The organism is Segetibacter sp. 3557_3, from assembly GCF_004354985.1.
In the GTDB taxonomy this organism is placed as follows: Bacteria; Bacteroidota; Bacteroidia; order Chitinophagales; family Chitinophagaceae; genus Segetibacter.
Window position 1 is genome coordinate 379,724 of sequence record NZ_SMSK01000001.1, and the last position, 17,519, is coordinate 397,242.

Genomic DNA, 17,519 nt, shown 5'->3' on the forward strand with positions numbered 1-17,519 from the left:
TACATCCTCAAAGTCGCCTTTCTGCGACTTTTTTTGCTTCCGTCACATATCGTATGTAATGAGTCGACTACCGGGTATCAAAAGCATAGAAAACGAGTTGTCTACCTGAACCTGGTAATTGATTATCAATTCGGGAGGTTAGCCCGAGATTAATTCAATATTACTGAACTGGTGTTTCATAAGATTTGCCTCTACAAAAAAGATTTTTATGAAAAAGGGAGCGATTTTTTTTGTTTGTTCAATAATTTTCACAAGTTTTACGTAATGTAATTGTTATTCAATAATAATTAACTTTAAACGTTTGCCATGAAGTTTTTTATTCCCCCGATCGTAATCCTGCTGCTTTTTACATTCTTCTCATTACAGCTCTTTGCGCAATCCAGCGTTGCCGGTAAGGTTACCGACGGTGCCAACCAACCGCTTGCAGGTATCACCATAACCGAAAAAGGAAGCGGAAACGCCACAGTTACCAAAGACGATGGAAGCTTCTCTATCCGGCTGAGCGGCCAAAATGCACGCCTGCTGCTGTCAGCCGTTGGCTATGCTGAAAAGGAAGTGGGGGTGAACAACCAAAGCACTCTATCCATAACCATGACAAGTGAACAACGCCAGCTAAACGACGTGGTGGTTGTTGGTTATGGTACACAACGTAAAAAAGATCTTACGGGCGCAATTGCATCCGTTGGCGCAAAAGAAATCGAAAAAATACCAACCAATGGTGTAGACAAAGCTTTACAGGGCCAGGTCGCAGGTTTGCAGATCTCGACCACATCGGGGGCCCCCGGCGGCAATACGACCATTTTAGTCAGGGGTATCAGCTCGATCACCGGAGGCGTAGAGCCCCTTTTTGTTATCGACGGTTATCCGGTAACGAGTGTTGGATACAGCAATCCTTTATCTACCATAAACCCGGCTGACATTGAATCTGTTGATGTCTTGAAAGATGCCTCCGCTACCGCCATCTACGGGTCAAGAGGTTCGAACGGGGTTATTATCGTGACTACCAAAAGGGGCAAGTCGGGTAAGCCCAGGATCGAGTTTGACAACTATGTTGGTTTCCAGGAAGTGGCCCACCGTATAAAGCTGATGGATGCTCAGCAGTTCGCATCCTTTGTTATTGATGGGCGCAACGCCGGTTACTTAGACAACAACCCCAACGGAACGATCAACGACAACAACAACGTGCGGCCAGGTGCATCATGGGACATCCCAGAGCGCTACCTGAATAAAACCTTTATGGATTCAATTGGGAAAGGCACCGACTGGCAGGACCAGATTTTCAGAAGAGCGCCCATTAGTCAACACCAGCTAACCGTATCAGGCGGCAATGAAGCTGTGCGGTACTCGTTATCCGGCAGCTATTTCAACCAGGAGGGCATCATTCTCAACTCCAACTTCAAACGATATAGTTTCAAAGCAAATATTGATGCAAAACTTTCAGACAAACTAAGTGTTGGCACAAGCATCCTGCCTACATATACCCAGGAAAGAACACCAATGATCCAGGGCCACTATGGAGCGCTCGGGATTATTGTTACGGCACTAGGTATAGACCCGACCATTCCGGTATACAACCCCGATGGCAGCTACAGCTACATATCTCCCGACGGCGGAAATACACAAATGGCTAATCCCATTAAGATTGCAAATGAGTACAAGCTCCGCTTTACGCAATCACGCTTTTTCAGCAACACATATGCTGAATACGCTTTTCGCCCTGGCCTGAAATTGCGTTCTTCTTTCGGTGCGGACCTCAATTACTTTAAACGGCGTGAATTTAAACCCTCCACGTTGTCGTCCAACTCGCCCACGGCGCCTGCACTTGCCAATGCTGCAAATAACGAAGCTACTAACTGGCTTAGCGAAACCACGGTGTCTTACAAATTCGACAGGAATGACCACCGCCTGGATGCTGTTGCGGGCTTCACAGCACAAAGCGATTACTTCAATGCTATAAATGCATCTGCGGTCAACTTTGCAGATGATCTTTTGCAGAACATTAACGGGGGCACGGTTACCTCAGGTGGAGAAAGCGTCGACCGCAACAATATTCTGTCCTTCCTGGCGCGCGCCAATTATGTACTTAAAGGCAAGTATCTATTCACAGCAACGTTGCGCAGGGATGGTTCGTCACGGTTTGGCGAAAACCGTCGTTGGGGTAATTTCCCGTCGGGAGCCATTGGCTGGCGGGTGTCGGAGGAAGCCTTTATGGAAAGCCTGAAATTTGTTTCAGACTTTAAGTTAAGGGCCAGCTACGGGGTAACAGGGAACAATGCAATTGGCAACTACCGCGCACTTAGCCTGCTTTCTACATCTAACTATATCATTGGCGACGCACTTACCCCTGGTACAACCCCCAGCTCACTGGCGAACCGAAACCTGGGATGGGAGTCGCAGAGCCAGTTCGACATCGGTTTAGACCTGTCTTTATTTAACAACCGGGTAAGCCTGATTGCTGATTTCTATGATAAGCGGAACAAAGACATGCTCTTTACGGTGCAAACCCCTTCGGTCACCGGTTTCACCTCAGCTACGGTCAACCTGGGCGAAGTGCAGAACAAAGGGTTTGAGTTCACGCTAACCACCCGCAACCTTACAGGCAGGTTGAGCTGGAACACCAACTTCAACATCACTTTCAATCGTAACAAGGTCTTGTCGATGAGCACCGCAAACGATAAGATATTCAACGGGGCCGCTACCGCCACCAATACCAACGTCACCATGGTCGGCCAGCCTATCGGCGTGTTCTATGGACGCAGAGCGATTGGTGTATTTGCTTCTGATGCAGAAGCAAAGGCTTACGGTGCTCAACCTTTTGCCACGGCCGGCGACATTAAGTTCAAGGATATAGACAATAACGGGAAAATAGACGATAACGACCGGGAGGTAATCGGAACACCGCATCCCGACTACTTCCTTGGGTTCAATAATACCTTTTCATACAACGGTTTTACACTTGATGTGCTGACCAACGCAATGGTGGGCCAAAGTATTTATTCGGGCACGTTTAATGCGAACAATTCGTCCGTGCAAAATAATGCGGCGTTTGTAGATGAGGCACGGTGGAGAAGCACGGATAAACCCGGCAGTGGCAATCTTGGCCAGCTTGGAAGGGCTATTCGTGGCGGCAGGAATAACAACTTTCAATACAGTTCTTTGTTCTTATACGACGCCTCTTTTTTCCGCATCCGTCAAATCAACTTCGGTTACAATCTTCCCGGGCCATTTACTAAAAAGCTAAAGATACAGTCAGCCAGGATTTATGCAGGCATCACCAATGTGCACACCTTCACCAAATATTGGGGCTTCGATCCCGAAGTGGGAAATGGCGGCGACAACCAAACCTCTTTTGGTGTCGACTTTGGTACCTATCCACTTGCCCGCACTGCCACGCTCGGCGTAAACATCTCTTTTTAATTACTGATAACCGATCAACAATGAAAAAGCAATTCGTAATATATACCGCCCTTGTCTTTGTTCTATTCCTCGTTACCTCTTCCTGCAACAAAGACTTTTTGGAACAGTTGCCCGAAACAACCCGCACTACAAATACTGTTTATAAAACTTCAGGAGATTTTTATAATGCCGTTATCGGGGCTTATTCAACGCTTAAACACAACGGATTGTACGGTAATGGAGGGGCTAACGCTGCGTTGCTGAATTTAGGCGAAACAGTTTCTGACAATGCCGACTTTGGCGCTACCCGGGCCGTAAGTAATGTTTCAACCTTCGAGTTGGAGGACTTCAACTTTTCACTAAGCAATACCTTTTTCTCGTCGGCCTGGACGGGCCATTACATTGGCATCGCCAGAACCAATACCATCCTGAGCAGGCTGCCGGCTGCTTCCCTCGACAAAGCCCTCAGCGACCGCTTTGAAGGGGAAGCAAAATTTTTGCGCGGGCTGTTTTACTTTAACCTGGTGCGTTTGTTCGGCGATGTTCAACTGGTAACTACCGAAACAAATGATCCAAACGAAGGCTACAACATTCTAAAGAGCCCTGCGGCAAAAGTGTACGAACAAATCATCAGCGATCTGAGCGCTGCCGAAACATTACTGCCAGCTGCAATCTCTAATGCAGAAGCTGGTCGGGCTTCCCGTTGGGCTGCAAAGGCGTTGTTAGGGAAAGTTTACCTCACCCAAAAAGAATATGTAAAAGCGGCCACGAAACTTAACGAAATAATTGCTTCGGCACAGTTTAACGTTACGGCCAATACCTATGCTGCGGTTTTCAGTAACCTTACCGCTTTCAGTGCTAACAAAGACATCATCTTCGCTGTTCAGTATAAATCCGGCAATATCGGTCAGGGCAGTGCAATATGGTCTGCTACTATACCCTGGGGTGGCCCTGCAACCTCGTTCGGGGTAAACGGTGGAAGTGGAGAAGGCTTTTTGCGTCCTACTGCTGAAATGATAAATGCCTACGAGCCCGGCGATTTAAGAAAAGCTGCAACTGTTGCTACCTCCTATATGATTGGAAATACAACCGTTAACGAACGCTACCTCGTAAAATACCGGCAGAATGGTATCAATCAAAACGAAGCCGATATCGACTTTCCGGTATTACGTTATGCCGACGTGTTACTGATGTATGCCGAAGCTTTGGTTGAGCAGGGGCAGGTAGCAACGGCGGTCCCCTTTGTAAACCAGGTGCGCACAAGAGCAGGTTTGGCTGGCTTGTCAACCACACTTTCACAGGCAGACGCACGAATGGCTATTGAAAATGAGCGCCGGTTCGAACTTGCTTTTGAGGCTCATCGCTGGTTCGATTTGATACGTACCGGGCGTTACCTGGCGGTAATGACTTCAAAGGGTTATGCTACAAAAGAGTTTCATAAGTTTTATCCCATTCCTCAGCGTGAAACTGATTTAAACCCATCGCTTGCCCAGAACGAAGGGTATAAGTAAGAACATTCGCATAGTCATTCTGTCGATTTCGAAATCTTTACATCTAAAAAGTTGGAAAAACTAAAATACATATTGCCCGTTCTTTTTGCGGTTGTTATCAATCCGGCGCTTTCACTTGGGCAGAAGAGCAAGTTTGTGTCCACCCTCGATATAACTAACTCAGTTTTTGAAAAAGGGCTCCAACATACCGACATCGATTTTTATGCAGGCACCTTAATGATGCACGGCATCAGTGAATTTGCTGTATTACAAGGTAATGATGAATTACTGGCACGTGTTGTTGGCTTGTACGAAAAATTTGGGACTGGTGAAATAAAGGCCAAAGGGAACTTCATTTCTTATGAAGCAGGCGGTTCGGGCGCAGCTTATTTGGCGTATAAAAGTGCGAGTAATAAGCTCGACGAACAGGTATCAATAGCGGCAGATAAAATGATGAGAAAGCAAAAGCGCTCACCCGAAGGTCTGATGACTGCCATGAGTGCAAACAATGAATTGCACCAGGTATTTATTGATATGGCGTTTGCTGTTACCCCTTATCTATTGTATTCAGGTTTAAAGCTCGGTAATCAGGAGTACATTGATTTTGCTGCTTTTGAGACACTGGGATTGTTTAAAATATTAAAAGACGAAAAGACCGGGTTGCTGCATCAGGCAAGAGGTTATAATGGCTTGGGTAATTTGACTGAAGACAATTGGAGCCGCGGAAATGGATGGGGTGCTTTTGCGCTCGCAATCCTGGTAAGAGACTTGCCTGGAAACCATCCTAAACGTACAGAAGTTGAAGCACTGGCAAAGCAGTTTTTCAATGCTGTTTTTAAATTCCAAAATAAAGAAGGTTTATGGCACCAGGAAATAAGCGACCCCACATCGTACGTGGAAACTTCAGGAAGTGGTTTGCTGCTGTATGGCCAAGGCATCATGCTTGAACAAGGCCTTATTGACAATGAGTATATGCAACACTTCAAACGAGGGCTGCAAAGTTTAACCTCTTATATAGGCAGCGACGGTTCTGTTAGTCATTCGTGCTTCAGCTGCTTATGCCCGGGTAAAGGAACAAAACAAGATTATACGAGCCACCCATGGGTATATAACGACCCTCATGCTTTCGGGCCGGTTGTGCTTGCTTTTGCACAGGCAGCAAAGATGGGTATCACCAACATAAAGCCAGCAAAAGAACTAGGTTATTACTCCATTATCGATAAGCCAAATGTGCCAAGAACTTATGCCACTTATGCCCGCGGAACTGATGTCTCCTGGGAAAATGACCGCATTGGTTTTCGGGTCTATGGTGGACCGTCTGTTCGCAACAAGGTTCGCAGTGGTATAGATATATGGGCAAAATCAGTTGGCTATCCTGTTCTCGACAAATGGTATAAACTAAATGCACAAGGGAAAGATTATCATACTGATCGCGGCGAAGGACACGATTTTTATCACATGGGTAAACAACTCGGGTGTGGTGCCCTTGCTGTATGGATCGACGGTAAACCTTATGCTTCGGAAACGTTCGACTCTTATAAAATAAGACAAAATCAAAACGATAGGGTTGGGGTAGAATTAGAATACAAAACATGGAACGTTCCCGGCTTGAAAATAACGGAATTAAAAAGGATTGAGATGGAACAGGGTACCAATTTCTTTAAAGTAACAAGCACGTTGAAAAGCGATCAAGACGTTGATATTACTGTGGCCATTGGCCTTACTACGTATGGTAAACAGGAAGTTCAGCGGGATAAAAAACTTTCTGCTCTTACGGTATGGGAGAACTTTGGCTCATCTCATGGGAGCTTAGGAACTGCTGTACTTGTTGCTCCTGCACAGTTCGCCGGTTTTGCTGCAGCTAATGGTGATGAACATATACTGGTTAAAGTGAAAACAAATGTTCCCTTCACCTATTATGCGGGTGCAGGGTGGGACAAGAGTACGCGCATAAAAAAAAACATCGATTGGAAAACATATGTAGTGAATGAATCGAAGAAAGTTAAGTTTAGCTAAAGCGTCACTGAACTGAAATGTAAGTGTGAGAGTTGCTTTTTGGGGCACCAACATTGGAATGTTTGATTAAACATCGTTGTGTCACTCACTTGTACGGATAGTAATGCTATTCAGCAATATGTAAAAGCGACACCACGCGACTATTGACAGTATTGAGTATTAAAATATAGGCGAGATGTTCATGCCAATAGTATTCCCTGAGCATAGATAAAGTTTAGTATTAACCGGTTAAGAGATGCTGAATTAAGATATCGAAGTACAAGAGTGTATAATCCAGTCAACCGGGTCATCCCGGGGCAACGATGTGGAATAGGAGCGATACTGCATGGGTAAGAAAAAAACAGAAGTATAAGTCATGATAAAGAAGTTCATCTTATTAGCTGCCTTTTGTATAAACGGTCTTTTTATGAGTGCACAAAATGTTGGATCATCTCCTGATTATATTAAAGCCTTAAGTGCAGATTGGAAGGGGGAACGTTTAGCCGACGGCAGGCCTAAAGTTTCAGATAACCTGCTCGACCGTTTACAGAAGTTAACCCTCGAGGAAGCCTGGGCCGAATTAATTGAACTTGGCTACCCAAACCAGTTTGAAGGTGAATGGAAGTTAATCAACGAATCGGAAGAGGCAACAATGGTCGGTCGGGCCGTTACCGCTCAATTCATGCCAGCCCGTCCCGACCTTGAAAAGCAAGTCAGGGAACAGGGAAAGGTTGAGGGCAGAGCTTATGATAAGGCTACCGTTTCATGGGCCATACCAACGCTTACGACAGGTGATATATACGTTGCTGATGGTTATGGCAAAACGGTGCTTGGTACTATTGTCGGCTCTAATTTAGGCAACGGCGTTTTTACAAGAACAGGGAAGGGTGTTGTCTTTTATGGTTACGTAAGAGATATGGAAGACTTGCGTAAAATAAAAGGCTTTAACGGCTGGATTAAAGGTTCTCATCCATCGTATATGCGGCAAACCATTCTTACTTCTATAAACGCGCCAATTCGCATAGGGCAGGCCATAGTATTACCAGGTGACGCTGTGCTTGCAAAAAAAGATGGGGTCCTGTTTGTTCCTTCTCACCTGGTAGAACATGTAGTACTGACGGGAGAGGTGACAAAACTATTTGATGTATTCGGACAACAACGAATAAAAGAAAAGAAATACACGGCAGGTGAAATAGATAGCAAATGGACAAATTCAATAAAGAAGGATTTTAAGGATTGGGTAAAGGATTACAAGGGTCAATTGCCTATGTCAAGAGAATCGTTGGATAAATATTTAGAAACACGAAATTTTTAAAACTGTTCTCCAAAATTCTAATATACTAATGGCAAAGTATCTCATATTTTCTTTGGCTTTTTTATCGGTAGCATTTTCAACAGTGGGCCAATTGCAGCTGTCGTGGAAAGAAGTTGGGCAATTGAGAACACGTGACGCAAAAGACATCAAAGCAAGCACCTGGTCAATAGGCGGAGAGACGTTGGACCGTAATTACACCGACTATCAATCCTACAAAAAATACCTTGGGCCGCTGGGAGCAAAACGCATCCGTCTTCAGGGTGGTTGGGCAAAATGTGAAAAGGTAAAGGGCCGATATGATTTTGCATGGCTTGACTCCGTTATTCCTGATGCGGTATCAAGAGGTGTTTATCCCTGGGTAGAGCTGTCTTACGGTAATCCGATTTATGAAGGTGGGGGCGAAGCAAAGCTTGCCGGGCATATTCCAACATCACCGGAGGCTTTAACTGCATGGGATAATTGGGTGAAAGCAATCGTTGATCGTTACAAGGATTATGTTCCGGAATGGGAGATATGGAATGAACCCGACCTAAACCCTGCACATACCGGTAAAGAAATCGGGGCGTTTTATGTAAGAACTGCGAAAGTTGTTCGTTCCATTCAATCAAATGCCAGGCTGATAGCGCTGGGAATGGCGAGTGTTACAAAACTGGATTTTGTAAAAGACTTCATGGATTACCTGAAAGAAAATAATGCATTAGGTCTTATTGAGGTTATGACATACCATGAATATGCGCCAAACCCATCTACATCTTATCCGCAAATTGAAAAATTAAGGGCTTTGGTCTGGACGTACAAACCATCCATAGTATTTATGCAGGGGGAAAACGGCGCGCCATCAACGCCAAAAGAAATCACCATTGGTGCATTACGTCAATTTGATTGGTCTGAGCTTACCCAGGCCAAATGGGACCTGCACCGCATGTTAGGCGATCATGGGCGCGGTATTGCGACTAACCTGTTTACCATAAGCGACATTCACTATGAACCCGGAGATCACATGGTAGGAGTGAACTCAAAAGGAATACTGAAGACCAATCCTGATAAAACAATTGACCGGCCTAAAATGGCTTATAGGGCTGCGCAGCATGTATTTTCATTATTTGATAGCCAGGTTCGTGTAGATACCACAGTGAAGATCAAATCCAGCAGCGCCGATCAGAGTTTTTTTGCTTACAGATCCGACGATAAATCCGCATTGTTTACCATCTGGCAACATGAAGACCGGCCTTCGGATACATACCAACCGAAGCCAACTACGCTAACTGTAGAAGGCGCAACATTTAAAAATCCAGTATTAGCTGACTTGATAACGGGTAAGGTTTATGAGATACCTACTGCAAATTTCAGGAAAGCTGGTAATACCTATACATTCAGTGGAATACCAGTAACCGACTACCCGATAGTTATTGCAGAGAAATCACTGATACCGTTGAAGAACTAAATAGATAAGAATAGCAATGTTTAATAAAGTACTTATATCTCTTATGCTGATTACGGCTACTACAAAGCTGCTGGCACAAAAGGCAGGCGCTGCGGTGGCTACAGAAATTATTGCCGGGGAAGGTGTAAGTGTAAGAAAGGTAAGTACGGATAGGGTCATCCATCGCTTTTTCGACACATCGCCGCTCAGTCCTTCGGGCAGGTATCTTGCTCTATTTAGAATGCCTTATGAGAACAAGTCGCCGAGGGCAGGAGATGCAGGAGAGGTAGTTCTTATCGATATGAAAACGGGCAAAGAAAGCGTAGTCGCACAATCAAGGGGCTGGGAGGTACAGCTAGGCGCCAATGTGCAATGGGGTAAGTCGGATAGGGAACTTCTTTTTAACGATGTTGATACCACTACCTGGAAAGCATATTGTGTAGTGCTCAATCCGCAAACAGGTAAAGCAAGGAAGCTTGATGGAACAATCTTCATGGCTTCAAATGATGGTAAGAAGATAGCAAGCTATAACCTGGTTAATTCGATTTATGCACAAGTTGGTTATGGGGTTATTATTCCTAAAAACCTGGTCAAGAAAAACCTTGGTCCTGTAGATAATGATGGAATTTACATCACCGATATTGCAAGTGGCAAAACAAAACGGATTGTTAGCATCGAAGATATCTACGAGAAAACAACACCTTCAATCGCTATCTCTAATCCCCGGGACTACGAATATTATTGTTTCCAGGTAAAATGGAACCCGCAGGGAACAAGGTTATTAACAACAGTACAATGGTCCCCGATTGGGGGAGGGCCGAGGTTGCGTTCAGTCATTACCATGCGCCCCAATGGAACTGATATACACACCGCGATTACGCCGGAACAATGGGCAAAAGGCGGACATCATATAAACTGGATGCCAGATGGCGAGCATCTTTCGATGAACTTAAACATTGATGGTAAGGAAGGATTGGAATTGATATCTGTAAAGTATGATGGTACTGGTCTGAAGTCTGTTTTTTCACCAGGATCGGGCCATCCGTCTTTCCATCCAAAGGCCCTGCCTTTGATTATTACAGATGCTTATCCTGATGAACCGATCACAAAGCGTAACGGTACAGTACCCCTTCGTCTTTTACATACCGATACAAATAGGGAAGAAAACATAGCAGAAGTTTTTGTATCCAATACAAATGGTGAATTTAGAATAGATCCACACCCGGCATGGGACAAAAGCGGACGCTTTGTTATATTTAATGGATATGTCGGAAACACACGCAATGTATTTGTAGCTGACCTAAAAAAAATTCTAAAATGAAACTTTCAGTGTTAGCCTGTAACCTTAGTGTTGTTGCAACGACGAACAAAATCAGCTTGGTCCGCTAATCGATGAAGACCATTGGTTTGCCGTCCAGGTGATTGCCCCCCCGTCCGAACGGATTAATGCGGTCGGACATCGGAAGCTGCCATGGAAAGCACATGCTGGTCAACAAAAAACAACAACTGAAATTAGAATTCTTAATCGTCAGCTAAATCGCTATAGCAAAATGAACAAACTGCAACAACTTGATTATATAACGATCATCATTTACATGGTGCTGATGGCAGGCATTGGTTTGTTCCTGGGCAAATACATCAAGAACATCAGTGACTATTTTAAAGGTGGCAGCGGAGTGTCGTGGGTAGCAGGCGGTATCAGCAACTTCATGACGAAGTTCAGCACCTTTGTATTTGTTGCATACGCAGGCATTGCCTACTCCGACGGTATGGTAGCAATTACTTTGATGTGGTCTACAATTTTGCCTTCATTGATCGCAGTATTTGTTTATGCCAAATTATGGAAGCGTGCAGGTATCATCAGCCCGGTTGAGTTTCTGGAAACGCGGTACAATGCACCAATAAGGCAAGTCTTTTCATGGAGCGGGGTCTTTCTTAAACTGCTCGACGACATGATCAAGCTCTACTCAATCGGCATCTTTGTGACGGCAGCATCCGGTATCCCATTTCAAACCGCGGTGATTTATTGTGGTTTGGTCGTTGCCGTTTATACGGTGGTGGGTGGCTTTCTTGCGGTGATCGTAACCGACGTTGTACAATTTGTAATCCTGTTCTTTTCCACCCTTATCCTGGTACCGCTTGCTTACAATGCTGCGGGCGGGCTATCCAACATGCAAAGGGTAATTCCGGAGAACATGAGTTTTTTTAACGGACATCGTGGAGTGCCTTTCTTCTTATTGGTGTACTATCTAACGATCATCATAAAATACCTGGGAAATTGGACATTCATCCAACGGTTTTACAGCGCCCGGTCGGAGGAAGATGGCAAAAAAATTGGTTGGCTTTCAGCCGGGTTGTTCCTCGTTTTTCCCGTGATATTTTTGTTTCCTTCCGTCGCCGCCAGGGTTATACTTCCTGACTTAAAAAATCCTGAGATGGCCTATGTTGCTCTATGTCTGAAGTTGCTGCCATCGGGTATCATGGGATTGATGATTGCAGCAATGTTCGCCGCGACAATGTCGGTGCTTAGTGCCGAGTTTAACGTTACCGCAAGTGTGCTTACCCGCGACATCTACCAACGCTTGTTTAGAAAAAACGCACAACCAACGGAAACGCTTTGGGTAGCCAGGATCATGACGATGGCCGTTGGTGTTATTGTAGCCACCGGCGCCTTATACGTTGAAAAGTTAGGTGGTGCGTTCCAGGTGAATCAATACCTCTCGGGCATATTCGCTATCCCGATGATTATACCGGTAATAATGGGTGTGATATTCTGGCGTCCGCAACCATGGGGTGCCATTGCTTCAATGGTAATTGGTATTGGTGTTGGCAGCCTGCTGAATGCCAGTAAGCTCTTTAGTTGGGAAATGGCAACATTAATCGAAGTGGTGGTTTGTATTGTGGTGTTCCTGGCCTCCGGATTTGTTCCTTCAAAGGATGGGGCCTACAACAAGCGGGTTATTGCCTTTTTCAAAAAGCTGGCTACACCGGCGCCCGAAGCTGATGCGACCGATAATGCAGTGATCAGCGGGCTGATGTCGTTGTATGCAATTGCATTTATAGTAACGGGGGCTATGTTTATCGTAATGGGGATCCCTTCTGCGGCCACAATGAGCGGTAAGCTTGCAATAGGCTCTGGTGTATTATGCCTGATAGGTGCAGCCGTTTTTTATTCAAACCGGGTTAGAAAGGGTACACCAATAAGGGTGGAGTCAAAATCAGAACAACTGTTGGAGCAGTAAGCCGTAATAATCGCCTTATGAAAACAATGAAACAATCAGTAGGAGAAGAGATGTTATCCATATGCACGATGTGTTTGCTGCTGGTTTGCCTTACAATGATACTACTGCCGGCCCATGGAGATGCGCAAAACATCGACACCTCACGTAACCGTGTGATTACAGATCTAAAGGTTCCTTTTGCACTGATCGGTTCAATAAAGCCCAGGTCAACCAACGAAATACAATCTTCCAACTGGATCCTGGGTTGCGAAACGCTCGACCGCGATATGACGGATTATGAGCAGTACAAAGCATACATCGCTCCGTTGGGCATAAAACGTTTGCGCATGCAGGCGGGATGGGCAAAAACGGAAAAGACCAAAGGTGTTTACGATTGGGCATGGTTGGATAACATCATCAACGACGCTGCAAAGCAGGGCTTTCAACCCTGGTTGGAGACCGGCTACGGTAACCCGCTTTACGAAGGTGGTGGTGGCATAACCCTTAGCGGTGGAATACCTACCTCGGCAGTTGCTTTAAAGGCATGGGACAAGTGGGTTGATGCCCTGGTGAAACGCTACAAGGATAAAGTAAAAGACTGGGAGATTTGGAATGAGCCAAACTTTGGAGATAATGAAATCAACCGCCCGGAATTGGTCGCAGCACTCAATATCAGGACGGCTGAAATCATTAAAAAAAATCAGCCTGCAGCAACGATTTCTGGTCTTGCCATGGGCCATATCAGCCTTGACTATGCTGATGCTTTCTTTAGGGTCATTCACCAGAAGAAGAAAATGAACTTGTTCGATAACATGACCTATCACGACTATGTGTATAATCCTGACGCCAACTACGGGCATGTGGGGGATCTAAGGCGGGTACTGGACAAATATGCACCACAGGTGAAACTGAGACAGGGCGAAAACGGTTCACCTTCATTCGGTGGACCGAACCGGGGCGCGATAGGCGATTACGATTGGACGGAACTGTCGCAGGCAAAATGGAACATCAGGCGAATGCTGGGTGATCTTGGTCACGACATAGAGTCAAGTATCCTCGGGATAATCGATATGAACTATCCTAAAACCGGGCCCATCACCAGGATGAATGTCAAAGGCATAATAGAGTCCGACTCTACGAAAAGGGCAATCCGGCCAAAGATGGCCTATTATGCCATGCAAAATGTTGCAGCGATTTTCGATCACTCACTTCAACGCTTAAAAGATCTGCACCCAACCTTTAATGCCGATCCCCGGGTGGATACTTTGGAACACAGGTATGCCAAAAACACCGACAGAAGCATTTCGGTTTATGGGTACGAAAAAATCAGTACAAAAATGCAACTGTATTCCATCTGGAACGATGAGTATATACCAACAAATAGCAACACAACAAGAAACATCACCCTCACCTTTCTAAATGCCAATTTTAGTGAGCCCGTTTATGTTGATCTGATTACGGGTGCGGTATTCGAAATTCCGTCTGGCAACTGGACGAGGAAGGGCAATAAGTACACTTTCAAAGACATGCCGATATACGATTCACCCATCCTGATTGCTGATAAAAGTTTAATACCAACCCGATAAACGGATTAACCAGATGAAACCATTTAACGACAATGACTTCCTGTTGATGAACGATTATGGTAAGCGATTGTACCATGAGATCGCAGCGTCATTGCCAGTTATCGATCCACATAACCATATCGATGCCGGTGCACTGGCTACCAATAAAAAGTTTGAGAATATCTACCAGCTTTGGGTGCATCACGACCCGTATAAACATAGGGCAATGCGTATATACGGAATACCTGAAGATCTGGTTACAGGCTCCGGTCCCGATTACGAGAAGTTTGTTGCCTGGGCGACATGTTTACCAGCTACGGTAGGTAACCCCCTATTTCATTGGTCGTGCATGGAACTAAAAACCCTGTTTGGAATCACAGACATACTCACCCCCCAAAATGCACAACAGGTTTGGGACACAGCGAACAACTTACTGCAACAGGATAAGTTTTCAGCCCTGGGGATTGTAAAAGGCTTTGGCGTAGAAATGCTTTGTACATCGGATGATTTAAACGATTCGCTTGAACATCATATTCAATTGGCAAAGCAACAACCAGGCGTAACCTGCCTGCCTTCGTTGCGTGCAGACAGCATCCTGGCGTTTGATCAACCATCATTTAAAGGCTGGTTGCAACAACTGCAGGCACAATCGACTATTGATGTAGTTGACCTGCAAACGTATACCGATGCTATCGTCAACCGCCTTAACTTCTTTCATCAGGCAGGATGCTTGTTAAGCGACCATTCGCTGGATAGTGGTTTCACATACACGACCTGCGACAGCAATTCAGCCGCACGGCTCTTTCAACGGTTGTTATCAAATGAGCCACTTACAACCGATGAGATGGTTCGCCTTCAATCATACCTCCTGTACTTTCTAGGTAATGAGTACGCAAAGCGCAAGTGGAAGATGCAGTTGCATATTGGTGCCTACCGGTATACGAGCTCTGTACTAAGAAGCAAAGTGGGACCTGCAGGAGGATATGCCTGTATTGGCAATACGGTTGATGTTCAATCGCTCACCCATTTGTTAGATGATCTCGATAAGGATGGTGGTTTACCCAAAACAATTTTGTACACGTTAAACCCGGCCGACAACGACGTGTTTGCTTCGCTAACCGGTTCCTATAGTGAAGGCGGTGTGCAGGCAAAAATTCAATTTGGCCCCGCATGGTGGTATAACGATCACCACGAGGGTATACTCAGGCAACTAAATGCACTGAGCAGTTTCGGACTGTTAAGTACTGCAATAGGCATGACTACCGATTCCAGAAGTTTAGTTTCTTTTATCAGGCACCAATACTACCGCCGCATACTTTGTAGTCTCCTGGGCAGCTGGGTAGAAGAAGGGAGACTCCCCGACGATTGGATACTGTTATCAACGATGGTGAAAAATATCTCTTACAACAACATAAAAAGCTGGATAAAAAATGACTGATACACCAAAAAATAAAGTAGCCGTTGTGACCGGTGCCGGGGGTACACTCTGTTCGGTAATGGCGATAAACTTAGCAGCACAAGGTTACAAGGTGGCTTTGCTGGGAAGAGATATGGGAAAACTGAAAGCAGTAGAGGAGGAGATCATCGCAAAAGGAGGTACTGCTATTTCGGTTAGTACCGATGTGGCTGATGAAGCTGCCGTTAAGGCTGCCAGAAACACCATCGAACAAGAACTCGGCACCTGTTCTGTTTTAATAAATGGTGCAGGAGGCAATCAGCCTGATGCCCTGACCAACATAACCGAATTTGATGAGCGGGAGTTGTTGGATGATGGAATAGTAAAGGGGTTTTTTAACCTCAGCATGGATGTCTTTGGAAATGTCATAAAAGTCAACACCATGGGTACGGTAATACCCTGCTTTGTTTTTGGCAGGTCCATGGCAAGGCAAAAACAAGGTGTGATCATCAATGTTGCATCTATGAATAGTTATCGCCCACTTTCTAAGGTCGGCGCATATGGCATCGCGAAGGCAGGCATTGCAAACTTCACGCAATGGCTTGCTGCATATCTCGCACCTGCCAACATAAGGGTTAATGCAATTGCCCCCGGCTTCTTTCTCAACGACCGGAGCCGTAAGATCATGTTTAATGAAGATGGCAGTCACACCGCAAGGGCAAAGAGTGTTTTGTCGCACACCCCTATGAAACGTTTTGGCGAAGCGCCCGAATTGATCGGTTGTATGAATTGGTTGATCAGTGATGAAGCCGCAGGATTTGTTACCGGAACGGTGATACCGATTGATGGCGGTTTCTTATCAAGTTCAGGAGTATAGTAATCAAAATATTTAACCCATAAAATTTTAAGCCATGAGTGTCGATCAGTATAAAAAGGAAGTAGGAATGATGAATCTTGAAAAGCTAATCGAATCCAGGGAAACCATTTCCGATGCCACTTTCCCCATTAGTGATAAGGAGTTGTTGTATCGTTTCGAGAAGCTATATACAGGTGCATTAAATGATGTGCTTCGCGAGTTTTGCTTATTAGACCAGGCGCTGCCAGGTCACATTATTCCATTGCGCGAATACCGCACGGTTGCAGGGTTTGCCTTTACGGTTAAGAGTTCACCCAATGTACAGGTAACCGGTGAAATGGAATTTCGCACCCATATGCTAGATGCGATGCATGAAGACGCCTTTGTTGTTTGGGATACCAGCCGCGATAAAAAAGCAACGCTTTGGGGCGGTGTAATGACCGCAACGGCAAAGGGTAAAAAGTTGAAGGCAGCTTGCATTGATGGTGGCATTCGCGACACCCACCAGATTCTGGAAGCCGACTTTCCTGTCTTTTACGAATATCGTATTTCAAACGGCAGTCTTGGGCGTTGCCTGATTACGCATTACCAAATTCCAATTAAAATAGGCGATGTTACCATAAAGCCAGGCGACGTTGTTGTTGGTGATATTGATGGGGTTTTAGTTGTGCCGCGTGATATTGCCTACGATGTATTACTCCGTGCTGAGGAAATCAAGGAGAACGAGAAAAAGATATTTGGCTGGGTGGCAGAAGGTCAGACTGTACATGAAATAACAGAAAAGGGCGGCTACTTTTAGCCAATTGTAACCTGTAGTGAGCAGGGATATTTTTTTGGGGTAAACAGTTGTACGCTAATCAAC

Annotated in this window: 11 protein-coding genes; all 11 read left to right on the forward strand. The window is 45.3% G+C overall.

Annotation, left to right across the window (positions count from 1 at the left end; all coding sequences use genetic code 11):
* Window positions 1–306 precede the first annotated feature (306 nt).
* Window positions 307–3,417, forward strand: a complete 3,111-nt coding sequence (locus EXU57_RS01295) for a SusC/RagA family TonB-linked outer membrane protein (protein ID WP_133266351.1) — start codon at window positions 307–309, stop codon at window positions 3,415–3,417.
* Window positions 3,418–3,437: 20 nt separating this feature from the next.
* Window positions 3,438–4,907, forward strand: coding sequence for a RagB/SusD family nutrient uptake outer membrane protein (locus EXU57_RS01300; RefSeq protein ID WP_133266352.1), 1,470 nt, complete (start codon window positions 3,438–3,440; stop codon window positions 4,905–4,907).
* A 51-nt stretch (window positions 4,908–4,958) separates the two neighbouring features.
* The gene (locus EXU57_RS01305) at window positions 4,959–6,902 is read left to right on the forward strand and encodes a DUF4861 family protein (RefSeq protein WP_133266353.1); all 1,944 of its coding nucleotides are present in this window, start codon (window positions 4,959–4,961) and stop codon (window positions 6,900–6,902) included.
* A 355-nt stretch (window positions 6,903–7,257) separates the two neighbouring features.
* Window positions 7,258–8,196, forward strand: coding sequence for an RraA family protein (locus EXU57_RS01310; RefSeq protein WP_133266354.1), 939 nt, complete (start codon window positions 7,258–7,260; stop codon window positions 8,194–8,196).
* A gap of 28 nt (window positions 8,197–8,224) precedes the next feature.
* Entirely contained in the window at window positions 8,225–9,640 is a 1,416-nt protein-coding gene (locus EXU57_RS01315; protein WP_133266355.1) for a GH39 family glycosyl hydrolase, read from the forward strand.
* 16 nt (window positions 9,641–9,656) lie between these two features.
* Window positions 9,657–10,940 carry a hypothetical protein gene (locus EXU57_RS01320; RefSeq protein WP_207955354.1) on the forward strand — a complete coding sequence of 428 codons (1,284 nt, stop codon included), beginning with the start codon at window positions 9,657–9,659 and terminating at the stop codon, window positions 10,938–10,940.
* A 229-nt stretch (window positions 10,941–11,169) separates the two neighbouring features.
* Window positions 11,170–12,861 (forward strand): sodium:solute symporter family protein, encoded by a 1,692-nt coding sequence (locus tag EXU57_RS01325; RefSeq protein WP_133266356.1) that lies wholly within the window; start codon window positions 11,170–11,172, stop codon window positions 12,859–12,861.
* A gap of 26 nt (window positions 12,862–12,887) precedes the next feature.
* A complete protein-coding gene (locus tag EXU57_RS01330; protein ID WP_207955355.1) occupies window positions 12,888–14,426 on the forward strand; it encodes a beta-galactosidase in 1,539 nt (512 codons plus the stop codon).
* A gap of 13 nt (window positions 14,427–14,439) precedes the next feature.
* Window positions 14,440–15,843, forward strand: coding sequence for a glucuronate isomerase (uxaC, locus tag EXU57_RS01335; RefSeq protein WP_133266357.1), 1,404 nt, complete (start codon window positions 14,440–14,442; stop codon window positions 15,841–15,843).
* A complete protein-coding gene (locus EXU57_RS01340; RefSeq protein ID WP_133266358.1) occupies window positions 15,836–16,678 on the forward strand; it encodes an SDR family oxidoreductase in 843 nt (280 codons plus the stop codon). Before uxaC ends, EXU57_RS01340 begins: the two co-directional genes overlap by 8 nt.
* Window positions 16,679–16,712: 34 nt before the next feature.
* Window positions 16,713–17,456: an RraA family protein gene (locus EXU57_RS01345; protein ID WP_133266359.1), complete on the forward strand. Its 744-nt coding sequence runs from the start codon at window positions 16,713–16,715 to the stop codon at window positions 17,454–17,456.
* The last annotated feature ends 63 nt before the right edge of the window (window positions 17,457–17,519 follow it).

Bases quoted from the DNA above. Each gene is read 5' to 3' on its own strand.
- EXU57_RS01295 (WP_133266351.1), top strand. From the start codon at position 307: ATGAAGTTTTTTATTCCCCCGATCGTAATCCTGCTGCTTTTTACATTC.
- EXU57_RS01300 (WP_133266352.1), top strand. From the start codon at position 3,438: ATGAAAAAGCAATTCGTAATATATACCGCCCTTGTCTTTGTTCTATTC.
- EXU57_RS01310 (WP_133266354.1), top strand. From the start codon at position 7,258: ATGATAAAGAAGTTCATCTTATTAGCTGCCTTTTGTATAAACGGTCTT.
- EXU57_RS01315 (WP_133266355.1), top strand. From the start codon at position 8,225: ATGGCAAAGTATCTCATATTTTCTTTGGCTTTTTTATCGGTAGCATTT.
- EXU57_RS01320 (WP_207955354.1), top strand. From the start codon at position 9,657: ATGTTTAATAAAGTACTTATATCTCTTATGCTGATTACGGCTACTACA.
- EXU57_RS01325 (WP_133266356.1), top strand. From the start codon at position 11,170: ATGAACAAACTGCAACAACTTGATTATATAACGATCATCATTTACATG.
- EXU57_RS01330 (WP_207955355.1), top strand. From the start codon at position 12,888: ATGAAACAATCAGTAGGAGAAGAGATGTTATCCATATGCACGATGTGT.
- uxaC (WP_133266357.1), top strand. From the start codon at position 14,440: ATGAAACCATTTAACGACAATGACTTCCTGTTGATGAACGATTATGGT.
- EXU57_RS01340 (WP_133266358.1), top strand. From the start codon at position 15,836: ATGACTGATACACCAAAAAATAAAGTAGCCGTTGTGACCGGTGCCGGG.
- EXU57_RS01345 (WP_133266359.1), top strand. From the start codon at position 16,713: ATGAGTGTCGATCAGTATAAAAAGGAAGTAGGAATGATGAATCTTGAA.